Annotated in this window: 25 protein-coding genes and 1 pseudogene; 7 read left to right on the plus strand and 19 right to left on the minus strand. The window is 49.5% G+C overall.

What is annotated here, in order from left to right:
* Positions 1-30: 30 nt before the first annotated feature.
* From ACXI0A_RS21325 to ACXI0A_RS21335, 3 genes are read right to left on the minus strand one after another with little or no spacing between them, the layout of a single operon-like run.
* On the minus strand, positions 31-1182 hold the full coding sequence (locus tag ACXI0A_RS21325) for a Gfo/Idh/MocA family oxidoreductase (protein WP_476147291.1): 1152 nt from the start codon (positions 1180-1182) through the stop codon (positions 31-33).
* On the minus strand, positions 1179-2243 hold the full coding sequence (locus ACXI0A_RS21330) for a TIM barrel protein (RefSeq protein WP_476147290.1): 1065 nt from the start codon (positions 2241-2243) through the stop codon (positions 1179-1181). The genes ACXI0A_RS21325 and ACXI0A_RS21330 overlap by 4 nt, the downstream gene beginning before the upstream one ends.
* Positions 2244-2270: 27 nt before the next feature.
* Positions 2271-3500, minus strand: coding sequence for an MFS transporter (locus tag ACXI0A_RS21335; protein WP_476147289.1), 1230 nt, complete (start codon positions 3498-3500; stop codon positions 2271-2273).
* A gap of 854 nt (positions 3501-4354) precedes the next feature.
* Between ACXI0A_RS21335 and ACXI0A_RS21340 the strand changes: the two genes are divergently transcribed.
* The gene (locus ACXI0A_RS21340; protein ID WP_045816870.1) at positions 4355-4753 is read left to right on the plus strand and encodes an H-NS family histone-like protein; all 399 of its coding nucleotides are present in this window, start codon (positions 4355-4357) and stop codon (positions 4751-4753) included.
* A 579-nt stretch (positions 4754-5332) separates the two neighbouring features.
* Here the strand turns inward: ACXI0A_RS21340 and ACXI0A_RS21345 are convergent.
* Entirely contained in the window at positions 5333-6415 is a 1083-nt protein-coding gene (locus tag ACXI0A_RS21345) for a class I SAM-dependent methyltransferase (RefSeq protein WP_476147288.1), read from the minus strand.
* Positions 6416-6889: 474 nt separating this feature from the next.
* Between ACXI0A_RS21345 and ACXI0A_RS21350 the strand changes: the two genes are divergently transcribed.
* Positions 6890-7090: a hypothetical protein gene (locus ACXI0A_RS21350; protein ID WP_160869535.1), complete on the plus strand. Its 201-nt coding sequence runs from the start codon at positions 6890-6892 to the stop codon at positions 7088-7090.
* Between the two features lie 26 nt (positions 7091-7116).
* Here the strand turns inward: ACXI0A_RS21350 and ACXI0A_RS21355 are convergent, their stop codons facing one another.
* From ACXI0A_RS21355 to ACXI0A_RS21370, 4 genes are all read right to left on the minus strand, one after another.
* Positions 7117-7380: a biofilm development regulator YmgB/AriR family protein gene (locus tag ACXI0A_RS21355; RefSeq protein WP_034827656.1), complete on the minus strand. Its 264-nt coding sequence runs from the start codon at positions 7378-7380 to the stop codon at positions 7117-7119.
* A 59-nt stretch (positions 7381-7439) separates the two neighbouring features.
* A complete protein-coding gene (locus tag ACXI0A_RS21360; RefSeq protein WP_237449445.1) occupies positions 7440-7760 on the minus strand; it encodes a hypothetical protein in 321 nt (106 codons plus the stop codon).
* Positions 7761-7877: 117 nt separating this feature from the next.
* On the minus strand, positions 7878-8123 hold the full coding sequence (ycgZ, locus tag ACXI0A_RS21365) for a regulatory protein YcgZ (protein ID WP_058962457.1): 246 nt from the start codon (positions 8121-8123) through the stop codon (positions 7878-7880).
* 212 nt (positions 8124-8335) lie between these two features.
* Entirely contained in the window at positions 8336-8611 is a 276-nt protein-coding gene (locus tag ACXI0A_RS21370; protein WP_476147287.1) for a hypothetical protein, read from the minus strand.
* A 230-nt stretch (positions 8612-8841) separates the two neighbouring features.
* Between ACXI0A_RS21370 and ACXI0A_RS21375 the strand changes: the two genes are divergently transcribed.
* On the plus strand, positions 8842-10086 hold the full coding sequence (locus ACXI0A_RS21375; protein ID WP_476147286.1) for a DUF2254 family protein: 1245 nt from the start codon (positions 8842-8844) through the stop codon (positions 10084-10086).
* 20 nt (positions 10087-10106) lie between these two features.
* Here the strand turns inward: ACXI0A_RS21375 and fos are convergent, their stop codons facing one another.
* The 3 genes from fos to ACXI0A_RS21390 all read right to left on the minus strand — a co-directional run bounded on the left by fos (position 10107) and on the right by ACXI0A_RS21390 (position 11672).
* Positions 10107-10505, minus strand: coding sequence for a fosfomycin resistance glutathione transferase (gene fos / locus ACXI0A_RS21380; RefSeq protein ID WP_476147285.1), 399 nt, complete (start codon positions 10503-10505; stop codon positions 10107-10109).
* Between the two features lie 76 nt (positions 10506-10581).
* Positions 10582-10791 (minus strand): hypothetical protein, encoded by a 210-nt coding sequence (locus tag ACXI0A_RS21385; RefSeq protein WP_476147284.1) that lies wholly within the window; start codon positions 10789-10791, stop codon positions 10582-10584.
* A gap of 92 nt (positions 10792-10883) precedes the next feature.
* On the minus strand, positions 10884-11672 hold the full coding sequence (locus tag ACXI0A_RS21390; protein ID WP_476147283.1) for a TSUP family transporter: 789 nt from the start codon (positions 11670-11672) through the stop codon (positions 10884-10886).
* A 105-nt stretch (positions 11673-11777) separates the two neighbouring features.
* Between ACXI0A_RS21390 and ACXI0A_RS21395 the strand changes: the two genes are divergently transcribed.
* Entirely contained in the window at positions 11778-12545 is a 768-nt protein-coding gene (locus ACXI0A_RS21395; protein WP_476147282.1) for a helix-turn-helix domain-containing protein, read from the plus strand.
* 138 nt (positions 12546-12683) lie between these two features.
* Here ACXI0A_RS21395 and ACXI0A_RS21400 read toward each other — a convergent pair whose 3' ends face one another.
* Entirely contained in the window at positions 12684-13274 is a 591-nt protein-coding gene (locus tag ACXI0A_RS21400) for a TetR family transcriptional regulator (RefSeq protein WP_476147281.1), read from the minus strand.
* A gap of 77 nt (positions 13275-13351) precedes the next feature.
* Here ACXI0A_RS21400 and bdcA point away from each other — a divergent pair.
* Positions 13352-14064, plus strand: a pseudogene (bdcA, locus tag ACXI0A_RS21405) (SDR family oxidoreductase).
* A 59-nt stretch (positions 14065-14123) separates the two neighbouring features.
* On the opposite strand, the gene ACXI0A_RS21410 reads toward bdcA, so the two are convergent.
* Together ACXI0A_RS21410 and ACXI0A_RS21415 are read right to left on the minus strand one after the other, a co-directional pair.
* Positions 14124-14708: a GGDEF domain-containing protein gene (locus ACXI0A_RS21410; protein WP_479410262.1), complete on the minus strand. Its 585-nt coding sequence runs from the start codon at positions 14706-14708 to the stop codon at positions 14124-14126.
* Positions 14709-15695, minus strand: a complete 987-nt coding sequence (locus tag ACXI0A_RS21415) for a hypothetical protein (RefSeq protein ID WP_476147280.1) — start codon at positions 15693-15695, stop codon at positions 14709-14711.
* 258 nt (positions 15696-15953) lie between these two features.
* On the opposite strand from ACXI0A_RS21415, the gene ACXI0A_RS21420 reads away from it, so the two are divergent.
* Positions 15954-16136 carry a hypothetical protein gene (locus ACXI0A_RS21420; protein WP_476147279.1) on the plus strand — a complete coding sequence of 61 codons (183 nt, stop codon included), beginning with the start codon at positions 15954-15956 and terminating at the stop codon, positions 16134-16136.
* Here ACXI0A_RS21420 and ACXI0A_RS21425 read toward each other — a convergent pair.
* Positions 16117-17271, minus strand: a complete 1155-nt coding sequence (locus ACXI0A_RS21425; protein ID WP_479485292.1) for an ATP-binding cassette domain-containing protein — start codon at positions 17269-17271, stop codon at positions 16117-16119. The genes ACXI0A_RS21420 and ACXI0A_RS21425 overlap by 20 nt on opposite strands.
* Complete coding sequence (locus ACXI0A_RS21430; RefSeq protein ID WP_476147277.1) at positions 17190-17849, minus strand: hypothetical protein; 660 nt, start codon at positions 17847-17849, stop codon at positions 17190-17192. The genes ACXI0A_RS21425 and ACXI0A_RS21430 overlap by 82 nt, the downstream gene beginning before the upstream one ends.
* A gap of 232 nt (positions 17850-18081) precedes the next feature.
* On the opposite strand from ACXI0A_RS21430, the gene ACXI0A_RS21435 reads away from it, so the two are divergent.
* Entirely contained in the window at positions 18082-18504 is a 423-nt protein-coding gene (locus ACXI0A_RS21435) for an NUDIX domain-containing protein (protein ID WP_476147345.1), read from the plus strand.
* A 1179-nt stretch (positions 18505-19683) separates the two neighbouring features.
* Here the strand turns inward: ACXI0A_RS21435 and ACXI0A_RS21440 are convergent.
* The 3 genes from ACXI0A_RS21440 to ACXI0A_RS21450 all read right to left on the minus strand — a co-directional run.
* Positions 19684-20736: a RepB family plasmid replication initiator protein gene (locus ACXI0A_RS21440; protein WP_045816857.1), complete on the minus strand. Its 1053-nt coding sequence runs from the start codon at positions 20734-20736 to the stop codon at positions 19684-19686.
* Positions 20737-21679: 943 nt separating this feature from the next.
* A complete protein-coding gene (locus ACXI0A_RS21445; RefSeq protein ID WP_476147344.1) occupies positions 21680-22615 on the minus strand; it encodes a ParB/RepB/Spo0J family partition protein in 936 nt (311 codons plus the stop codon).
* Between the two features lie 35 nt (positions 22616-22650).
* A partial coding sequence (locus ACXI0A_RS21450; protein ID WP_479485293.1) for a ParA family protein occupies positions 22651-23350 on the minus strand: 700 nt, incomplete at its 5' end.

A 23350-nucleotide genomic window follows, 5' to 3' on the forward strand; every position in this document is an offset into this window, starting at 1 on the left:
AGATCAGGCGCGCCGGAACGCGCCTGTGTGTCAAATGCGAACGTCGACCCAGCGTTGATCGCGGTGGCTTTTTACAATCGCCTCAACGATGGCCATCACCTGCGCGCCGTCGCTGAAGTCGGCAAAGTGTCGTTCATCTTGCGCCGGCATTTCACCCTTCTCAACGGCCTGATAAAACTGCTGCATCATGGCGCGAAATGCATCTGGCCAGCCTTCGATGTGCCCGCCGGGAAAACGGGCACGGGCGGCAACATCGCGGTTCATTAATGTTGCATCGTCCGTCAGGGTTTGATTGGCCTGATGACGATGACCGACCCACAACTGTTGTGGCACTTCCTGATCCCACGCCAGCGAGGCTTGACTGCCACTCACCTCCAGATAAAGGCGATTTTTTCGCCCCGCCGCCACTTGTGACACGCTCAAACAGCCTTTACTGCCATCATCGAAACGCAGCAGCACAAAGCCCAGATCTTCCGTATTCACCGGACAATCCTGATACTGGGCCTGCTGCGTCTGCGCACTGAAGGTGACCTGCCCGGTTAGATTGGCTTTTCGGGTTGGCCAGACGATGGCGAGCTCAGCCATCACCGCCACTATCTTGCGGCCAGTGACAAACTGGACGGTGTCGCACCAGTGAGAACCGATATCCGCTACTGCACGCGATGCACCGCCCTTGTCGGCCTCCACACGCCAGTTGTAATCCGTCTCTTCCAGCATCCAGTCTTGTAAGTAGCTGCCCTGAACGGCAAAGGTGCGGCCCGTTTCGCCGCTGCGCACCATGCTCGCGGCTTGCTGGACCATGGCAAACTGTCGGTACACGAAGCTGACCCCGTTGACCACGCCTGCCTGTTCTGCCAGTGCCACTAATTCACGCGCTTCGTCCATCATCATGCAAAGTGGTTTTTCCGAGAACAGATGTTTGCCGGCGAGTAAAACCTGCTTATTGATAGCGGCATGGAGGTGATTGGGCGTGCAATTGTGCACAGCATGCAGCTCTGGATGCTGTAAAAAGGTGACAATGTCACCATAGGCGTGCGGCACGTGCAATTGCGCCGCCTGTGCTTGTGCTTTCTCCAGCGTGGAGTCGCACAGTGCCACAACATTAATATTGCCAAGGCGCCTTAGAGCCTCAATGTGCGCGGGGCCGATAAATCCGCTGCCGATAATCCCGACATTAATCATTTAGGTTCCTCCCTGAGTCCAAGCTGCGCACGGATACTGCCGCTGTCATCCTGCGCGGCAAAATCATCGAAGGCGCGGCTGGCGACCGGAATGATGTGACGTTGAATGAATTCAGCCCCTTCCCGTGCACCGGTTTCCGCATCTTTTAGGCAGCATTCCCACTCCAGTACCGCCCAGCCGTTGAAATCGTACTGCGCCAGTTTGCTAAAGATGCTTTTGAAATCAATCTGCCCGTCGCCTGGCGAACGGAAACGCCCGGCGCGATCGATCCAGTTTTGATAGCCGCCATACACCCCGCTGCGGCCATTGCGCTGATACTCCGCATCTTTGACGTGGAAGGCTTTGATACGCGAATGATAGATATCGATGAACTGCAGGTAATCAATGTGCTGAAGATGCAGATGGCTGGGATCAAACAAGATATTGCAACGAGGATGGTGGTTCACCTGTTCAAGGAAACGCTCAAAGGTGGCGCCATCGTGCAGGTCCTCGCCTGGGTGTAATTCGTAACACACATCCACGCCATGCTGATCATACACATCCAGCACTGGCTGCCAGCGACGGGCGAGTTCCTTAAAGGCCTCATCCAGCAACTGCGGGTTGTGTGGCGGCCACGGGTAAACATAGGGCCAGGCGAGCGAGCCAGAGAAAGTGGCATGGGCATTCAGCCCCAGCTTGCTGGAGGCGGCAGCGGCATGTTTAACCTGCTCGATCGCCCAGGCCGTGCGCGCTTCCCGCTTGCCGCGCAGGTGTGCCGGTGCAAAATTATCAAAGGCAGCGTCATGCGCAGGATGCACGGCAATCAACTGCCCTTCCAGATGCGTCGATAACTCGCTGATGCTGAGGCCATACTGCTTCAGCAATCCCAGCACTTCATCGCAGTAAGTCTGGCTGGTGGCTGCGCGTTGCAGATCAAATATCGCCGGGTGATTGCACGGGATCTGCAATGCCTGAAATCCCAAAGCGGATGCCCATTTCGCCAGTCCGTCCAGTGAATTGAACGGGGCATCAGCGCCGATAAACTGTGAAAGGAAAATGCCCGGACCTTTTAACGTTTTCAAAAAACCACCTCCAGTAACAACAAAAACTCAATCGCGATACTTAAATGTGAACATAAACAACAGGGCAATCACGGCAGCCGCGATCGCCGGAATCCACCAGAACATGCCCCAACTGGCAGCCGATACCTGACCCGCGACCAGATGGTTATACAGCGCACCTGAAATCTGCGATCCCAACAGCATGCCAATGCCGTAGGTGAACATCACAATCATGCTCTGCGCTTGTCCTTTGACTTTGTCTCCCGCAATGCGATCGGTGTAGATGAAGCCGACGACAAAGAAGAAGTCGTAACAGACGCCGTGCAGCAGAATCCCCAGCCAAATCAGCGCGCGTCCCTCCTCGCCCATGCCCATGGCAAACAGGGCATAACGCACAAACCAGGCGCACATACCGACCAGCAGCATGTATTTCACGCCCAGTCGGCGAAACAGCAGCGGAATCACCAGCATGAAGAAGATTTCAGACATCTGGCCGAAGGACATCAGTGAGCTGACGTTTTCAACACCGGCGTCGGCCAGCCAGGAAGCGGTGTAGGCGTAGTAGGTTCCCAGTGGAATGGAAATCAGCGTGGCGCAGAGCGAAAAAATGAAGAAGTGACGGATTTTCAGCAGGGCAAACGCATCAGCACAGAACAGATCGCGCGGTCTGAATGGCAGGCCTTTAGCGGGTGCAGGCGTATGCGGCAGCGTCAGGCTGTAGATCGCCAGCACCACGGAACAAATCGCCGCCACCGTGAAGACGCTGACGCTGGAGGCGATCCCCGTGAACCCGATGAACAGGCCAGCGACAATCCAGCCAATGGTGCCGAACACGCGCACTACCGGGAAACTCTTCTCGCTGCTGGCGAGACTGTGGAAGGCAATATTATTGGTCAGTGCCAGCGTGGGCATGTAGCACAGCGTGTAGCCAAACAGTAAGCCGATCAGCAGCGCGCCGTTCTCGGCGATCATCGCCTGAGGCACAAACCACAGAATCACTGCACCGGTCAGATGCATCACCGCCAGCACTTTTTGCGAGGGGAAAAATCTGTCCACCAGCATGCCGAGAACAAACGGCGAAAGAATGGAAGCAATCGGGCCCGCCGAGAAAGCATCGCCAATCAGCAAGGACATGTTGTGCTGCGTCATCACCAATCCCAGCGTGACCGACCAACTGCCCCAGATAAAGAACTGAAGAAACATCATCAGTGACAGCCGTGGGACCAGCATGCGCTGTATTGCCTGGTCTTGCGCGGTGCCTTGTGTTGCAGCAACCATTTCCAACCCCCAAAAAGTAATCGATTACAAAGTGCGAGAAAACAAAAGTAATCGATTACAAAATAGAAATCATCGTGGTTGATCACAAATTTTTACTTATGAGGAAAGAGAGGATTGATGGCTGATGAGTGGGGGCATGTAGACCATATAAAGATTGAGCCGCCTAATGATTAGCCTGTATGAGCGTTAGCCGCCGCCCGAAAAATCACTCGCACGACTAAAGTTGGCGCTCAGAGGTCTTAAATGCCCTCACACACTATAAAAACTCTATAATGAGCGACTAATCATCATTAATGACATTCAGGGCTTTTAAAATGTCCCTTAATCTCTTAAGTGAAACTGATTTGATTGCAGAACTGGGGCAACGTCTCAACTCATTTCACGCCACATCCCTTACTCCGCAGAATTGAACCACTATACGTTATGGCTACCTTGCATAAAGTTTTGCTGATTAGCAGTGACGAATGGTGAAATCACCTTGAAGATGAATTGCTATGTCTGGCCATGAATTAAGTCACCATTAACGTTTTTTCTCTTAGAGAGTGAGACCTGACGAGCGTTGTGACCGGGTAACATAAGTTTTTCTAAGTCCACATACTTAAAAATATAACCAAACGCTAAAATCACTGATGGTTAAAATAGAGTTAAGAGCGCAATTATCGACTTCTCAACGCCTGGCACACCCCGAATTTTTGAGAAATATCTAAAAATTGACACTTTGCGGGCTTTATTCTTGATATCTGATGTGTTGTACTTCTGCCAAGAGAGTAACATCGATATACTCTTCCCTAATTTGTTATCTACTGCACCACTTAATTTATTTCGTTCAGCGACAAAATATTCAGGAGAAGTTCATGAGTGATTCACTTAAAGCGTTAAACAATATCCGTACGCTTCGCGCGCAGGCACGTGAAGTGCAGCTTGCCGATCTGGAAGAAATGCTGGAAAAATTCACTGTTGTTGTGTCTGAGCGCCGTGAAGAAAACAACGCCAGCGAAGCCGCCGTGCGTGAAAAAGAAGAGAAACTGGCTAAATATCGTGAACTGCTGCTGCAGGACGGCATTGACCCGAACGAACTGCTGGGCGCCTTAACGCCAACCGGTAAGACTCGCGCTAAACGTGCTCCACGTCCGGCTAAATATAAATATACGGAAGAAGGCGTTGAGAAGCACTGGACCGGTCAGGGCCGCACGCCAGCTGTGATTAAAGCTGCTGTTGATGCCGGCAAATCTCTCGATGATTTTCTTATCTAATCGGGCTTTCCCCGTTTAATTTGAGTTATCGAACATTTTTGGTGGGTGTTCCGCCCACCAGAACTTAAATACTGATTGATATCTTCGCTCTCTCCCGCTTTCGTGGAATCCCCTTATTAAGATAATGACGGGGTTAACTATCAACTATTGTCATAGTCATGATCAAATCGCCCGTCCCTGACTTTAATAACGCACAATAATGAGTGCGCCGCCTTGAAATTGTTCTGCCTTACTCAGGTTTAGCTCGCCTTAAAATCAGGTTAAATTCCTGATCCGATTCGAGACTGATGTTATTAAAACCCTCACACTGATGGCGATGCGGGCAGATTGATTCAATACCCGATTATGACGTGACTGGCGTTGTTTTGTGCATGCGCTCACATCGCGCTCCTCGCCACCTATTTAGCCACGTCGATATTTCAATCATGCCTATTCTTACAGAAATTTTCTGGGTACCTGGTGGGGATGCGCTTTTGCGCCTATATCTCGCTCAGATAACCTTATAAACTTATAAAGGGCGATATGTGACTCAATGCGCGGCAGGAGTGTGGTTGATTGCAGCACGAACATACTCACCACTCATTCAACCGGCTTCTGCACTATAAACACTTGATGACCAGCAAACGAAAGTGACGTACCCGGCTGAGGCCAATCACCCATCAGACAAAAGCCGTGGTGCACAAATGTCTGCAGCCAGGCTTCGCGCGAAAGAGATAACGTGAACTGCAAATTATGCCCTGCTGTTGCCTGCTGCAGCACCGCAGCGGCAGTTATCCACCTCAGCGAGGAATCTTGTGTGGGTTCCACCACAATCAGTACACCTTCAGGTTTTAATGCATGCCAGATGCCCTGGAGCATGGCATCGAGGCCTTGAGTTGTGTGCAACACGTTGGTTGCCAGTACGGCATCGAGTTGTGACGATGGACAACCTGGCCAGTCCCGCAATGATTGAAGGTCACCATGGTCAGTGTTTGCGTTAATTTCCAGCACCTTAGGACAATCACTCCCCTGCATTGCCGTGTGTAGCAGTGAGGCGGTAATCTGGCCGAGGTAATCCGCCAGCATGCTCTTTTGATGCATCGCTGGATAAATGGGGCAGCTCTCGTGCGGTGATAATTGGCTGGATGCCAACTGTGGATAGCGCATCACCTCGCACAGTGAGTGCTGGTCTGCGAATAATGTGTTGAGGAAAGCCTCTCCCTCAACGTGCCAATCGAGACAACGGCGCAGACGAATTTTTGCATCGTCTATACGCTGTTCGATGGAAGGCAGACTCGGGGCACAATCGCCAGCAAACCAGCGCTGATCGCGCGGCTCCACAATCCCTGCTTCCTCCAGAATGCCGTGCCATTTTTTCAGCATAAACTGAAAACAGTTGGCAATCCCTGCTCGCTGGCGCGCATCCGCAATCAGCCAACCTTCAGCGGAGATAAAAGACAGTTCATGCAGGAATTGCCAGATCATTAACGGCGCCATTGACTCGCTCTCCGTCTGGAAAGCAGCCAGTGAAGCAATCATTTCAGGCATCGGTAATCGATGCGCAGCCTGATGCCCTGCCCGTTGCCAATCTTCATATTTTGATGAGGCAGCAGTAGCGGGCGAAAAATGGCTGTCCGTCTGTGAGTTCGCTACGCACTGATGCGCGCTTTTATCTCCATTCATAACTACTCCAACGATCAAATGGGATGTGAATTCATCACATTCTTTGTAGGGGTAAAACTGGCTTTGCTAATGATGCGTGCAATTTTAAGCCCTAACCCTGTAAATGATAATCATTATTATTCATCGTACAAATAAAATTTATTACACTTCACCCGATCTGTTTGTTGAAAACAGAGTAATGAAGCAACGGGTAAAAGGTGAGTTCATAGTGGAAGGAGGTTTAGATGGGTCAAATGATGGCATCCAATAATCTTTAAGAGAGTGACGATTTTTGCCAGAAATGCATGAATGAGAGTCGTTGAGAATAAACTTTATAAGCGCAGCGGAAATAACCAGTAAACTCTTTATTTACAATAGCGTGTGGTGTCAAATTTCAATTTGAAAACAAGAAATGCTGGAAACGCAATTATTTAAGGGTATCGGTAGGGGTTCAGATATGCCACACTGTATTTTTATACAGAACGTGGAGTTACGGTGAAGCATGATGGCCAGATCACACACGAGATATTGGCGCTGTTAGGGAGCACTGTGTCAGCGTTTATTCGGGAAGGTTTAGCTTTAGAGGCGCACGAGATTTCACAAGCCCTGCAAAAACTCAAAGATAATGAAGCGGATTCAGTTTTAAAGGAGAAATACGAAACGCTTATCCGCTTACTTTCTAAAACGATGCACTGATTCATGCTCGCTATAAAAATCAGGCATCAATCATCCGGAGTGACACCCACCACAATTTCAAGGGTCTGGCGCAAGATGTGGGCTTCCGAATCATCCTGAGCGGATTCAAGTGCTCGAATTAAACTGATGATAATGGCTTTGTTCGTTATCTGTCCTTCAGATGCCAGCACATTACGGATGATGACACCTAAAACTGTCGCCTCATCTTTCAAACCCGGGCCCGCATTGCGGAAACGTTCAGCCAGTTCCTGATCGGCAAGCGCAGAAAAAATGTCTTCTGAAATATGCATGATTTGATTCCGAGCTTTGAGTTGTCATGGATTAAACACGATTAGAATCAACGTGAAAATCAGTGCTTTCTGTTATTACCTGAGTGATGCGAGTCCGTATACAAGTGCTGGACTGAGTTGATTCCCTCAGCTCGTTGTTGTTTGGCCCGCTCTCCCTCGGCAATGTTCTTTCTCACCTCGACAATGGTCTGAGCGATCAATTGCCGCCTGTCAGCATCATCTGACTGGTCTTCCATAACCTGAAGTTGTTCGATGAGTGCACGGAAAGAAACAGGCCCCGCTCGCTGGAGCAGAATCAGTGTGGCTTCACCGAGAATTTCATCGACTAACTGCTGATGTTCACTTCTATTCATATACTTCTCTGATAACGGCATCTGCATGGCAATTCTGCTGTAAACAGACTGCAAATTGCAATTTCTGTCACGGAGCCAGGTATCATTCTCATACCATGCAAATTCAGAACGGTAATGTTGTACAACTTAGGCCTGAATACTGAATCACTCATCCCGATCGAAAAGCAGTCCGATAAGCTGATGATAGTGGTGTTCCTCTTCAGCGTTGGAGGAAATTTCCAGACGACGAAGTAACTTGGTGCAGAGTGATTTACGGTTCAGATTCTTGCCCTCTCGCAGGATTTCTACCACGATCTGACCCAATGTTTCTTGCTGAGAAGGCAAAGAGGCTTTATTAAAATATTGTGCAATAGCTTCTGAAGAGTTCGGAGTGTATCCATTCTGACGCATGTGTTAACCCTCTCATGTTGGGTCAGGCAAATGGCCTGATAAAGTTGTACAGTTATTGCAAAATCTGTACAGAAATATAGTTAAAGTCAGGTGCCCATTTTTTTGCAAAAAGTGCTATGGGCTAAGAGGAAATTCGCCAAACAGAAAAATCTTAATCATCTGTAACGACAAGTATTTTGAGCGGATCTTAATATTTGAGTTAAGTACTCTGGCTACTTTTTAATATTTTCAACTGGCAATAATGTGATGCTGTCATAGCTTTCACTCAGACGCCGTAACGGTGAGCTGCTGCGCTTATCTTCTGACGAGGGTTGCCGATAATCGTTCAACCAGTCAATCGCAGCCAAAACGGCTTGTTTACGCTCTGGCGTATTCGCCTCGTCGGCCATGCGATGCAGTTCCTGATTTAATTGAATAACACTGATTTTTTCACGGCGGACAAGAATCTGATAAGCAGCCTCGCCTAAAATTTTGTCTGAATTGTCCATTGTTTTACCTCCTGAGAATCGGGCTTACGCTGAGTCCTCAGGATCTATTGTAGCTGATGAGAAATTTGGGTTAAACCTGGCGCAGAATTTATGCGCCATTCAGGGTTTATCCAGAGGCAATATATTCTTGCCATTATCAGGCGTTAACGCCATTGCTGTCAGTGATGAGCACACTGACAAACCCATGAAGAATTTATGTGGATGAACCCTGCAATAACAAGGAAAGCACGATGACAAAAACACAATGGATCCTGAGCCAGCTTACGCGGAAACTGTGGTTCAGAAGTTCCCTCTTTGCTGTTCTGGCGGTGATGACAGCCCTACTCGCCATCGTGATTAAACCCTTTATTCCTTCAGGAATTACCGGGTTAATCGGCACGGATGCCGTGGATAAAATCCTGGGTATTCTGGCTTCCAGCATGCTTGCGGTCACCACCTTCTCACTCAATATTATGGTGTCAGCCTATAACACGGCGAGCAGCAGTGTCACGCCGCGCGCCACGCGTTTACTTGTAGAGGATCGGACCACGCAGAATGTGCTGGCAACGTTCATCGGGTCTTTTCTTTATAGTCTGGTGGGCATTGTTGCACTGAGTATGGGGGCTTACGGATCTCAAGGACGTGTCATCCTGTTCTTTGTCACGCTGGTTGTAATTGTGATGATTGTGATTACGTTGTTGCGATGGATCCAGCATCTGGCGCAGTTTGGTCGTATGGCTGAGACTTCCCAACGTGTCGAAGAGGTCACTCAGGCTGCGCTGGTTAGTCGGTTACAAGACCCTTATATGGGCTGCTCTCCCTGGCATGTCTCCGATGAACTGCCGGACTCATTGATACCGGTTTATGCTGAAGCAGTGGGTTATCTGCAACATATTGATTTCAGTATGTTGTCTGATTTTGCTGAAGCTCAAGGGATCTACCTGTATGTTGCGGTTCAACCAGGCGCCTTCATACATTGCTCGACTCCCCTGGCCTGGCTTAAGACATCAAAAAGTCTTGCTGCTGAAACGGTAAAAGATGCGTTCACAGTTGATCAGCAGCGTTCTTTTGATCAGGACCCGCGCTTCGGGTTGTGCGTTTTGTCTGAGATTGCGTCACGAGCACTCTCTCCGGCAGTCAACGATCCCGGGACTGCCATTGATATTATTGGCAGACTGGTCAGGCTCTTTTGCTTGCGCGTGCAACCTGACATTGGCGATACCCGCTTTCCTCGTCTCTTTCTGCAAAAACCGTCCATTCAGGATATGTTCGATGACGCGTTTGCCGCTATTGCACGTGACGGTGCAGGCATGATTGAAGTACAAATTCGCCTGCAGAAAGCGTTTATCGCATTGGCACAATTTAATGCTGCCAGGTATGGGTCTGACGCCAGGCGCCACGCGGAGCGAGCCATTGCCTTTGCCAGTGCCGCTATACCGATTGAGACGGATATAGAGAGACTCAGAACGTTGGCCAAAGGCCTTCATCAACCTTAATGTCAGGGATGGGCAAGTGACTAATAAAACGTCATGTCCTCATACGGTTGTGCCATACAGGCGCGTAATCTGCTTTCCAGATCACCGGCATGAAGTTCCAGCTTGTGGCCGTCCGGATCGAGGAAATAGAGTGATTTGCCCTCACTTTTGTTAACCTTCCATTCTTTTACGCCTGAAGCTTTCAGCCTTTCGGCAAAAGCTTCAAACACTTCATCTTCAATGCTGAAGGCATAGTGCGTGTAATCTTTACCGATGGAAACGGCATCCAGTGAGAGGCACAGCCAAAGCTCACCTATCGAGAGATAAGCGCCATTCTTCCATTGTGCGCGGGGAGTGAATCCCAGCGTCTCAACATAAAAGGTGAAACTCGCAGAGACATTGCTTACAGCAAGGGTGATGTGATTCAAACCGGTCAGCATGTTGAACTTAATACAAGAAGTTGAAGCGCTAATTTAGCACAGGCGATGCGATGGAATGCGGTTGTCACGCGAGTCGCTAAGCAAACTTCTGCAGAATTCTTATCGCCATTTCCATGCCCTGCTCACGCTCGGCATCGTAGTGATGACCATCGTTTTGCGCTTCCTGCAAGACATCAATCAGCGACTGAACGGCGAACTCGCCTTTTCTGCCCAGAACTTCCAGCACTGCGCCGCCGATCTCATTGCAAATGGCTTTTCCTTCCGCGTATTTGTTTTGCTCAGACATGACTGACTCCTTCGTGAACGTTAAGGTATTCAACCTCGCCATTAGTAATATGGACAGTGGCGAACTTCATTTCATTGCAAAAATGAATCCCGTTAAAGCACCATTGCCACAAGCACAACACTCAATAACAGCACATAAATTCGCGCATACCAGACATCCGGCACGGCGGGAATGTATCTTTGTGCAACCAAAATGCCGATGAACCCTGTGACCACCAGCAACATAACAATTTTGAGACTAATAAATCCGAGGAAACCACTTGCCGGAATTATTTGCCAGCCGCCGATGGCATAAGTGATGGCGCCACACAGGGCTACCGGCAGCGAAAGCGGATTGGCAACGCTGATGCATTCCCGCATCGGATAGCCATGCCGTCGCAATAACGGTACCGTCATGACACTTCCACCCACACCCAACATCGCAGCAATTGAACCGATAAGTATGCCGCCGCCTGTCACTGTAGCCCTCGATAGCCGGCGTGACGTGCTACCACTGAAGAAACCTTTACGTAGCAGGCAATCAGCAATCGTGATCAGCATATAAAGGGTAAACAGTGAACGAACCCACTCTTCGCTTAACAGTCCTGCCAGCCATGATCCGACCACCGCACCTATAGCGATAAACCAAATGAGGGGAAAACAGGCTTGTACTGTGATAGCACCCGCTCGCCAGTTTCGATAGCTCACCCACCCTGCGTTAAATATCATCACCGCCGTCGAGGTGGCGACGGCAATATGCATCGCATTGCCTGCCATTTCAGGCTGCCCACGCAACAACTGATAGACAAATGGCACGACGACAAAACCACCACCAAAACCAAACAGCACCGTAGTCACGCCAGTGGTAAAACCAGCCAGCACAATCAAGAGAATATCGTTCAAGGGACGTCCCACTTATAAATAAAGCCATAGCCTAACGCTCACCTGACCCACTTCCCATTTGAGCAACGCTCAATTACCCTTGCCAATCGGTCATAAGGAGTGAACGTGCGCAACACAAGCATTGACGATGTCGAATGGATAGAACGTGATGTGGTCGCGATGGGGAATGACTATGCGCAGGGGTTTGTACTGGCCCCCCACCAGCACCGCCGGGCCCAATTGCTTTATGGCGCAACGGGTCAGATGCATGTATCAACTCAGGACGGAGAATGGGTCGTGCCGCCACAGCATGCGGTGTGGATCCCGCCGGAAACCCTTCATGCGGTGAAATTTGTCGGCGTAACGACGCGAAGCCTGTACATCACACCTGCGTGCGCAGCACGGATAAGTGACCGCATTCGCTGCGAGGTTATCAGCGTATCGCCCCTGTTACGTCAGCTGTTGCTGGACGCAGTGGACTTGCCGCTGCTTTATGGCAGTGAACGTGAATGCGCGCTGATCAACTTGCTATTACTCGAGCTGGGAGCGATGCCTGCGCGAGAATTCGATATCCCCCTGCCACGACAACCCGCATTGCTGGCGCTGTGCCAGGCATTCCTGCTTGCCCCCTCCATCCACGATCCTGCAGATCGCTGGGCAAAAATGATGTTTATGAGTGCCAGCACCTTTCGCCGCCATTTCTTGCAGCAAACCGGTATGACTTTCTCCGCCTGGCGTCAGCGAGCCTGTGTGGTCAGCGCGCTATCCTTGCTCATTAAGGGCAAGTCGGTGAATGAGGTCGCTTTATCGCTGGGTTATGACAATGGTTCGTCTTTTGCGACTATGTTCCGCCGCGTAACCGGCCAGCCGCCTTCGTTTTATCATCCCTTTTGAGACATAAGCCCTTAGTTATCTCTACCAGAAACCACGGTTCCTGGAGGACGGGCTTTGCTGCTATTACGCCAGTCGTCTTTGAACGCAGAAATGGAAATTAATTTCTTAACTGCGTCAGCAACAACAGCAGTGACCGCCTCAAACCGGAAGTAATTGCACCAGCATCTGACCCGCCAGGCGCGCTGTCTCCCGCAATCGCTCGGCGCTCGCGCCCTGTCGTGATCGAGCCGACAAGCCCGACATGATCGTCACCATAAAATCGGTTATTCGCACGGCCTGTTCTGGATAGCGCTCGGCAATATAGGCATGAAACATCTTCTCGGCCGCCGTATGAAAACCGCAGGCAACCTCACGCGCAGAGAGATCGTCGCAATGAATACCCTCAAGAACCAGACACCCGGTGGCTTCTGGATCAGCAGAATAGCGACTTGCAGCTTCATCCAGTACCGCAGAGAGACACTCCGCCACCGGGCGATCGTGACGCAAAAGCGCTTTGAAACTGATAGCGCCATTTTGGGCATATCGATCAAGCACCAGCCGATAAAGCCCGAGTTTACTGCCGAAGGCGGCATAAAAGCTGGGCGGATTGATGCCAAAGGCTTTGGTCAAATCCCCCACACTCACCCTGTCGTACCCACACGAGTGAAACAAATTCTGTGCAATGCATACCGCCTGTTCCGCATCGAACTTGCGTGGGCGGCCTGGCGTACGGCTAGTTTTTGTAGTCATCACTACATAATCCTTTGACAACCTGACTGACTCAATAATATTGTAATGACCACTACAATACAATTGAGGACACACTAATGGCGGTATTTACAAACAAATCGGTACTGGTGTTGGGCGGTAGTCGGGCATTGGTGCGGCCATCGTGCGGCGTTTTGCCTCCGAGGGTGCTGCGGTGGTGTTCAGTTACGCCGGCTCGCGCGAAGTGGCAGAAAAACTGGCGGAAGACACGGGCAGTAAAGCGGTTCAGGCGGATAGCGCCGATCGCGATGCCGTGACTAAACTGGTACGCGATTCCGGGCCTCTGGATGTGCTGGTGGTGAATGCGGGCGTGGCAATTTTTGGTGATGCGTTAGAGCTGGAAAGCGATGCCATAGATCACTTATTCCGCATCAACATTCACGCACCTTATCACGCTGCGGTGGAAGCCGCCCGTCAGATGCCAGAAGGCGGTCGCATTATCGTCATTGGTTCCGTCAACGGAGACCGGATGCCAATGCCAGGCGGCGCAGCCTATGCCGTCAGCAAATCGGCCCTGCAGGGATTAGCGCGCGGTCTGGCCCGTGACTTTGGACCACGTGGTATTACGGTGAATGTCGTCCAGCCGGGTCCCGTCGACACCGATATGAATCCGGCAGACGGCCCGATGAAGGAGCTGATGCACAGTTTCATGGCCATTCAGCGTCACGGTAAGCCTGAAGAAGTGGCCGGAATGGTTGCCTGGATTGCCGGTCCGGAAGCTTCATTCGTGACAGGCGCTATGCACACGATTGATGGCGGATTTGGCGCGTAAGATGCCATCGATGAATTTGAGCCAGGTTGCCCCACTAAAACCTGGCTGCATTTGCTCTTTCAGCTGTGAGTGTTCAGATATGACTCATCGCTCTTCACCTGATTTCTGCCCGCCTGCTTAGCGGAATAGAGCGCCATATCGGCCTGCCTGATCAACAACTGAGCCGAGCGATTTTCTCTCTCAGTGTTCAGCGATGCACATCCCGCGCTCAGCGTCACCCGTTGGGAAGCTAACAGAGATGAATCATGGATGATGCCCTGCTCACGTACAGCTTGCACAGCAGCAGCAGCCACCGACATTGCATGTTCAATATCAGCACCGGGTAGTACGATGGCGAACTCTTCTCCTCCATATCGGGCCACCAAATCGGTACCGCGCAGAGAGATGGCGTTTATCGCCTGCGCCACACGCCTCAGGCATTCGTCCCCGGCCACATGGCCGTAAGTGTCGTTATAGCGTTTGAAATAATCGATATCGATCATCACCAGCGAAACCGGCTCGTTGTGCGTGTCAGCGGCCAGGATGCACTCCTCAAGGTAGCGATCAAATGCACGTCTGTTCGCCAGCCCCGTTAACGCATCCGCATGCGCCAGTCTGTTCAGCGCATGGTTGGCTGCGCTCAGCTCATCACGAAGATTGGTCAGTTAAAGCTGATAATGCAGGCTATGTCTGGCCTGACGCAGCACGAATACGCCCATGGCAACGATGGCGGATAACAGTGCAAGACTCAGCAACACATCCTGTACGCGTCCTTTCATCCATTTAATGAATAGGCTATGCGTGTCATACCCTGCTGCAACCACCAGCGGGTAACGATCCGATCGTGCAAAACCAAAGATACGCGGTTTGCCATCAAGAGCCGAGGTCCACTGCCCGCTTCCACGATTTGTGACCTGCAGCATCTGCTGAAACAGATGGCTGGAAGAGAGGTCTTTGCCGATAAAACTATCAGGCATCGGCCGTACGTATAACACGGAACTGTCAGCCAGCATTAACACCAGTACGTCCTTAGGCCCCATCTCGTAATAAGCGTAAAAGTGCCGGAAATAGTCAACTTTCACCGTAGCCAGCAAAACGCCCTGAAACCCGCGCAGCGCATCGCTGATGCGAAGTGAGACGGGGATCACCAGATCACCGGTGCTTCGGCTACGGATCACCGGACCAAGATGAATGCTGTTGCGCGGATTGTCGCGTTGAAACCTAAAGTATTCGCGATCGGAGTTATTGATGTCTGCCGGTATCTGCGATGCAGAGGTGGCTATCCACTTGCCCTGGGCGTCGTAATAGAAAAGACCGTGCAGCTGCGGCAATCGCCCCTGAAGCTCCCGCATGGTCTGGCTCAGAGTGCGGCTTTTGATACCGGTCACCAGCTGCGATTCAACGTCACGCTGCATTTCACGCATCGCGAGCTCAGTTTGCAAGAAGGTATCTTCTGCCTGCCGCGCCTGCGACAGCGCCAGGTTCGTCGCCGTTTCCTCACTCTGCCTGACAGTGTCATTCCAGTCCTGCCGCAGTGTCCATATGCTGATGCCTAATACCGCAGCGATCAGCACAATGCCTGCAAACGTGATGCTTCTGATAAGGGAGTGATAAAGGAGCCCTGCTTGCTCGCGCGCGTTTTTTTGCTTCATCCTTCATCCCCATTATTTTTTTCCAGCATTCAGTTAAGCAGATAAAGAGAAATGCGAAAGCTTAGCTGACACAACCCGCCAAAACGGCTGAACTCCAGGATATTTCCTGCTGCTCAATGTTGATAACGTTCAGAAATGATTGCAAATAGATATCAGTAAGGATGACGAAGGGAATTGGGTAAAAGCGTTTGAATAAGATTTGTATTTCAGTGAATATTTTTAGAATGCCATAATTAAGTTTCTTAAAAAGGAACCATCATGAATCTGACCGGCTTAGCAGGCCAGATTCAATCGATGACAGTTTTTAAATATTTAATCCAGCGCGCCTTTATTATTCAACCTGCTGAAGAAAGCATTTTAATGACGCAGCGGATTAACAGCATGAACTGCCTCTCTCTAAGGGCAGTTCCCAACGAATGCATTACGCCGATTCAGCAATGACCGATTTAAACTGAGCGTGCCACATATTATAAAACTTGCCCTGTTTACCCATCAACAGAGCAAAACTTCCGTTTTCGATCACTTTTCCCTCCGCCATGACCACGATTCTGTCGAACTCTTTGATATTTCCCAGACGGTGAGTCACGGCGATAACCGTCGTGTCGAGTGAAAGGATTTCATTAAACAGGCGATGTTCAGTTTCTGGATCGAGCGAGGATGAAAACTCATCAAAGATGAACAGATTGGCTTTACGGTATAACGCACGCGCGATCGCCAGCCTTTGCCACTGCCCGATTGAAAGTTCATCACCGCCAAACTGTTTACCCAGTCGGGTCTGCTGCGGATGAGGAAACGCGACTTTACTGAGTAAATCGTCAACCTGAGTGGAGTGCGCTACTGTGTCATACTGACTCAGTGCGATATTCTCACCGACGGTAAATTCATACTTGCCGTAGTCCTGAAACACAGTTGCCACCTGCTGGCGGTAACCGTCAATCTCCAGACTTTGTAGTGGAACACCGGATACGCTGATATCACCCTGTTCATAGGCATACATCCGCAGCAGCATTTTAATCAGCGTGGTTTTACCACTTCCGTTATCCCCCAGAATCGCCACTTTCTCACCTGCCCTAATCTCAAGATCAATGCCGTCTAAGGCCTTCTTGCTCCGGCCTTCATAACCAAAGCTAAGATGCTTAATACTGAGTGAGAACGGCGTGTTATCGGGGAGTAATTTTTGGCCGTTGGTAACGGGCTCAATCTCCTCGGTCATAAAGGAGTGGTAACTATGAAAAAAGCTGCCCATTGATGTCAGATTGGCACCGTAATTCGCAATTTCATCCAGATGCGATTTCATCATCACAATGGACTGAAACACCATCACTAACGCGCCCACCGCGATATCACTGCTGCGCAGATTGCTCAGGAAAAGATACACCCCGGCAAACAGCATCACCAGGCTAAGCAGCATGGCGGGAATGGGCGTTATCAGCGCCCTGACGCGTTGCTGGTGCATACGTTGATAGGTATTAAATGCTGACCCTGAGAATTTTTTTAGCAGATAACTACCCAGCCCATAAAGCCGAATTTCCTGTAAAAAGCTTTTATCCATACTGACACCATAGACGTAACGCATTGCAATTGCGTCCTTAGAGTTTTTGAATAACTCGTGTACGTATTTTTCTGGATATGGATATTAATGATAATCATCGGTAATACGGACAAGGCGCAAATGGCCGCCCCAATCCCTGAATACGCTATTAGCACCAGTAGCAAGCTTCCAGCCATTACGGCGGCTCTGAAGGCGTAAATAATGCAAATGATGAAATTAAGAGGTCGATAGGCTGCTTCTTTCTTCAAAAATTCCAGCTGCTCGTAACGCTCCTTGTTATCGAACAGGCTCAGCGTGAAAGATTCATTCATTCTCCGCATGATATTGCCGCTGAAATGGTTGGTCGAAATTTCCGTCACATCACCCTGAATGAGATTCACCAGCGGGGTCATCAGTTGAATACCCAGCAAAGACAGACACCAGATAGCAACACTGAACATCAGTGCATGATCACTGATTTGAGGCGTATGAAGTGTGTTAATTATCTTTCCTGTCATGAAGACATTAAGCGCCGGTATCAGGCCCTGAAGAAGGACGATGGCGATGAGTGCAGTAATACGAAGCGGGCTGGATGCAAAAACGTACCTGATTGCCAATAACACTGACTGCCTCCCTTGTTGCAGTTGGAATGGGTCACGCGGGTTGCAAACAATGATAGTTGAGAATGAAATTCATTTACACTAATCGCTCACATCTACTTCGAAGCGCATAACGAGGAAATGCGAAAAGATTTATCAAACATGTAACTAATAACCATTCTCAATTGAGCTATACTCCCCCCTCCCTTCCACCAACCCGGTACGAAGGTGCAGTGACAAAGACTGGAGAATGAAGATGAACGCAGACAAGGTTATCCGCATTGCGGCGGCAATCATGATCAATGCGGAGGGGCGAGTACTTTTGGTTCGCAAGCGCGGTACCCGCTATTTCATGCAGCCCGGAGGGAAAATTGAGTCGACTGAACGGCCTGTGGCTGCATTGATTCGTGAACTCAAAGAGGAACTGCAAATCAATGTCACCGAGCAGGATACGCAATATGTCGGTCAGTTCACTGACACAGCCGCTAATGAGCCTGGCCACACGCTTATCGCTGAAATATTCACTGTTCTTGTACCCACTTTAACGATAATGCCAGCGGCTGAGATTGAAGAGATCGCCTGGCTACATCCCTCCGATAATGCTTCGCTGCCGTTAGCGCCGCTCACCGGCCAGCAGATACTCCCCCTCATATTGAACGCAGGCCAAAGCGCTCACTGAGTCTACCTATTGCCAGCCAGTCATGATGAGCAAGAGCAAACGTGAAATGAAGGGGATCTACACCTGATCAGGATCGCGTGGAGCAAGTCGATCCTGTGGAACAACCACTATAGAGAGTAAACCACTCCTTCATACCCTGACGCGCTGCAATGATGACAATTATCCGTTCCTGTGCACTCGCGCCCATCACCTTTAGGTTAGTAATCACTAACACCAGTATTGGCAAGCCTTGCGAGGTTAGTAATCACCAGGGGGGTAGGTTAAACATAACCACTATAGTGAGTAGTTACTCTCTATAGTGGTTGTTTCTACTCTCTATAGTGGATGTTTGATCCTCTGCCCTGCAAATCAACGATCTTGCGATCGATATGGGATCTTCAAGTTCTTCCGATATGTGCATTGCTTAAAAGTTTACTCTCTATAGCGGTTAGCCATAAAATCAAACATCAAAATTAAATATTATAAATCATAGCCTTAAGATAATTAAACGAAACCAAATAACCGCTATAGAGAGCAAAGTCACTCTCTATAGCGGTTATTGCAGGATGCGAAAATCCCGCAATAGCGTTCCTGTTAGCAGGATCTCAGGCTAAGCCGCTCATCAATGCCACCAGCAGCGCTATCCACTGTAGTGAGTAACTCCTCTCTATAGTGGATATACAGAGAAAGAAAAGCAGTTTTCGGCAGTAAAAGTGAGTAAGCTAATGATAATAAAGCAATAATCATTGTAATTTAGGCGATATTGAACATAAATCACACTGTTATCTGAACAAATATCCCTCAATAATCATCAAATAACTCAATAAGATAGAAGTGATAACGTCACTTCCGTCGAATAACCACTATAGAGAGCACATACCTACTCTCTATAGTGGTTGTTAAATCTGGGGACGAGCCTGGATCATTCCATGACGACTCACCACAAGCAGTCCCCTCTTCTATCACATTGAAAGCTGTCACATTGCGGGTTTTGGGCTGGTAATGGTGCAAATTGTGAGCGACTTCCAGATAACCACTGTAGAGAGTACAAGCCTACTCTCTATAGTGGTTACTGGGTCACAAATGTCTTGATAGCAGTGAATGTGGGAGGTGAACGACGTGGACTGCAGCAGCAAATAACCGCTATAGAGAGCACTTACTCTCTATAGCGGTTATCAAACGGAGGGCTAGTTTAAAAGACTACTTCACTTTACCTTTGCGGATTTCCTCAAGGATCTTCAGCTCCGCTTTTGACAACATCACCATTTCACCCTGCGGTTCGCTGGCTGCAGCAACATCATTGGTCTCGATAGGATCATCCAGCTCCAGCTCATCTTCGAGAATATCCGGCAGCTTGAGTGGCAACTCTGCAGGTTTGAGCTTTGGCCGACGATAATGAATGTGGAATACCACAGAGCTACCGCGTTTTAGTTCAGTGTAATCAAGGTAACCAATGTCTTTGAGCTGCTCCATCGCCCTGCGCACAGTCGCATTCTGCGTGATGGGACGAGAAGTCAGATTCAGACGTTGTCGCAGGCGCGCCATGGAGATGGGCGCCGGATTAGGAGGAAGGCTTTCGATGAAGGTATAAAGCGCCTGAGCGGACTCCTTACGAGCCAGTGCGTTTATGGCGCGCAGTTGCAGCAATACCTTGCGATCAAACTGATACAGCTCGAACAGCTTTGGATCGGCCTGAAGCTCCACCGTATCCTTTTTGACACTGTATTTTGCGGATTGCACCAGATGCGTGACATAGAGTTCATCTTTGTCAGCAGTACCGAACTGGATGGTATTGGATGCAATGCGGATCAGCGAAGCTTCCAGTCGCTCCCTCAGCTTGGCTGAAGATCGGGAGGAAGGAATGCCACACAGTTTGACGAACTCGACGAAGGGTAAAACCACCTTGTCATTCGTCACGTTATACTTCGCAAACGCGTGAATGATCCCGACCCACGTCTTGAAATCATTGTCCATATCGAGTCGCTGGCCAATGATCCTGATCCTTTCATAACCTTCTGATTTAACGAGCGACAGTAACTTAAGTTCGTTCGTGACATCAGTTACGGCTGTCGTGTCGTTTTTACGGTTATTGGTCGATTTTAACGTAGGAACGAACAGGCCCAATCGCATTAAAGCAACCGGTTGAACAGTGTTATCTCTGTTGGGGGTAAGTACAACCAGTTCGCCAGTTCGTTTATCTGTTTCTGAAAAGGCTTCAACTATCTTGTTGTTTTTTAGCTCATTTTCCGACATTTTCGAGGATCCGGTTTATACACAGGGACATCGCGCGTTTACTCTCTATAGCGGATACTAGCACTCACTTCATCGGTTAGACTACTCTCTATAGAGGATAATTTACTCTCCATAGCGGTTAGTTTACTCTTTATAGCGGTTACCGATATCTCCTCAGGACTTGTGGCACAAGGCTTTAACCGTAGTGGGGATCTATTAGGAACTTCTATGATCTTATGAGGATCTGTTCTTGGATCGGGTCAGTGAATAATGGGGATAACCTTTCCGGGATAACGGCCGCTGAAATTCAGTCAATCGCGTCACTGGAAATCAAAGTTATGCACAGCGGGATCAGTTACACACAGCTTGCATCCTTGCCTGCTCACTACAGCGGTTATCAGTCACTCTCTTCATCGGTTATTTCACTCATTTCATCGGTTATTTTCCTCTCCACAGCGGTTAGTTTACTCCTTATAGCGGTTATTAAGGCCCTTTCAGACCAGTCATATCAAGGCCTGCAGCGATCCGGGATCTTCTTTGATCTCAATGGGATCTCATTATGATCGAATAATTGGATCTACCCTGTGGATAAAGGGGATAAAAATCAGCGTTAAATGAGACTGTTAAGCAAGTTTCAACCGGAATACGGTGATTTCGTTCAATTCTGAATGTCGATCCCGAGAAAAGATCTACATGTATAACTTGTTGGCCTGGATGAGCCCAGCTTTTGGTATAAACACGATCATCAATCAGACGTTCGTAAATTCAGCCTGTACAGGGTCTTTTGGCGCGTTGAGAGGATTAGGCTTACCAGATACGATAATTGAACTTAAATGGATTAGAACGCTGCTGAAGCGCTTAGAAGCACAGATTCAAACGAACGTGGCTTACTGAAAAGTGGGAACAGTAAAAAAGGACGTGAAAATCACGTCCTTTTGGATTTGCGTTGTATGAAGGAGCCGGTTCAAGACTTAGAAAGGATCGCCTTAATAGCAATATCGATCTCTTCCAGCGTATTGGCAGGCAAACGGTGGAATTCATACTGTACATGGCGCTTTTCTGCGTTAGTTTTGCGCTTAGCGTAAGCGGTACGATCTGAGAAATGGCCAAACTTCTCAGTGGTGACACTCTTGTTTTTCACCGGCTTAACCAGCTGCTTTTTAGCAGTGGTGAAAAACGACAGGATCCGGGTTTTCTGATCATCGGAAGCCAGTTTGTTCAGCGCCTGATCGTCATCCATTCGCTCTTTGACCTGAGCCACAACCTCTTTAACCGCCACACCCTCTGCTTTCGCTTCTTCTGCCACATCCAGCAGCAATTTGTAGTCCGGAATGCTGAGGTCGGAAACGACCGGTATTAACTCGATAAATTCAGCAGGAACCCACGCAGCCTGAAATGCACGCGTCACTTTGGCGTTTGAGATCCCTTCTGCTTTCGCAATCTCGGTCTTGTTCATGCCCTGCGCTTCCATCATCAGGAAACGTTGACCCAGTTCACGCAGATTGTGCTCTTTTGCTGTCTGAATATCCGCAGCCAGCTGGCGGGCATCACTGATATCAATGTCATCCTCGGTCACCAGAACTTCGAGGCCCGTTCCGGCAAAAAGACAAGCGGCACGACGACGAGAACCATCCATAATTTCAATGCGGCCATCCACCAGGCGGCCAATTGCCGGGAAGAACTGTTGCAACTCAATGGTGCGCGTAATGTCTTTTACTGATTCTTCAGTGAGCGCTGACTGGTCTCGCCCATTCACCTGCGCGTCAACGAAGGTTTTGCTTTCCACTTCACCGCTGGGAATGAGCTGGCGGCTGAATGTCGCTGTGTTACCAGACTTCAGAGTGAACACGCGTGACTGATTGCCGCTGTTGATAAAGCTCGACATCTGGGATTGGCCCATGGTGCGGCCAATTCTTTTGAGTGATTTGGGTTCGGTCACTTGGTACTCCTGATATATTCAATGCGGTCAAATACAGCGCGTGAAAAATTCTCGGCTTCCTGTTTCGCCTTTCTGAGTGCATCGGCACTGCCTGGATACGAAGTCGGATTTGCGCTGATCACCGTGTCAAATGACTCACCGCAGCGCTCAAAACCATCTAAACGGGGTAATACCGCATCCAGCATCGATTTTGTGAACACCTCACGTGCATAGCTATGAGACGTAATGTGGTCATGTTTGGTGGTCATCTTCGACATAAAGCCAATATTTGCTTTCAATCTTGGCTCTATCCCCTCGTTCTCAATGCGCTCAAGCATTTCCGGCAGTCGCGTCAGATATTTCATCGTTGAGTGAAAATCAACCTGTGCTGGCGGTGTCGGCGTAAGCAGTAAGTCACTAGCGGCAATGGCATTGAGCATAAAGGCATCAAGATGCGGGCCGGTGTCGATAAAGATAAAATCGTAATCTTCAGCCAGACGATCAATGACGTTGCGACGCAGGACTTCCGATGGTGCGATGCCGGGTAGATTCTCAGCAACCAGTGCATCCCAGTCGCTGGCGACAAAACCATCATCGATCGAAGCGGGCATCACATCGACGCCTGGCATCACAGTGGGTTTCACAAACTGCTCACGCAGCTGCTCAGTGCTGACATCGTTCAGCATCGCCTGTGCAGCCGTTTCCAGCACCGAACCG

Source organism: Pantoea sp. C1E2 (assembly GCF_056491465.1).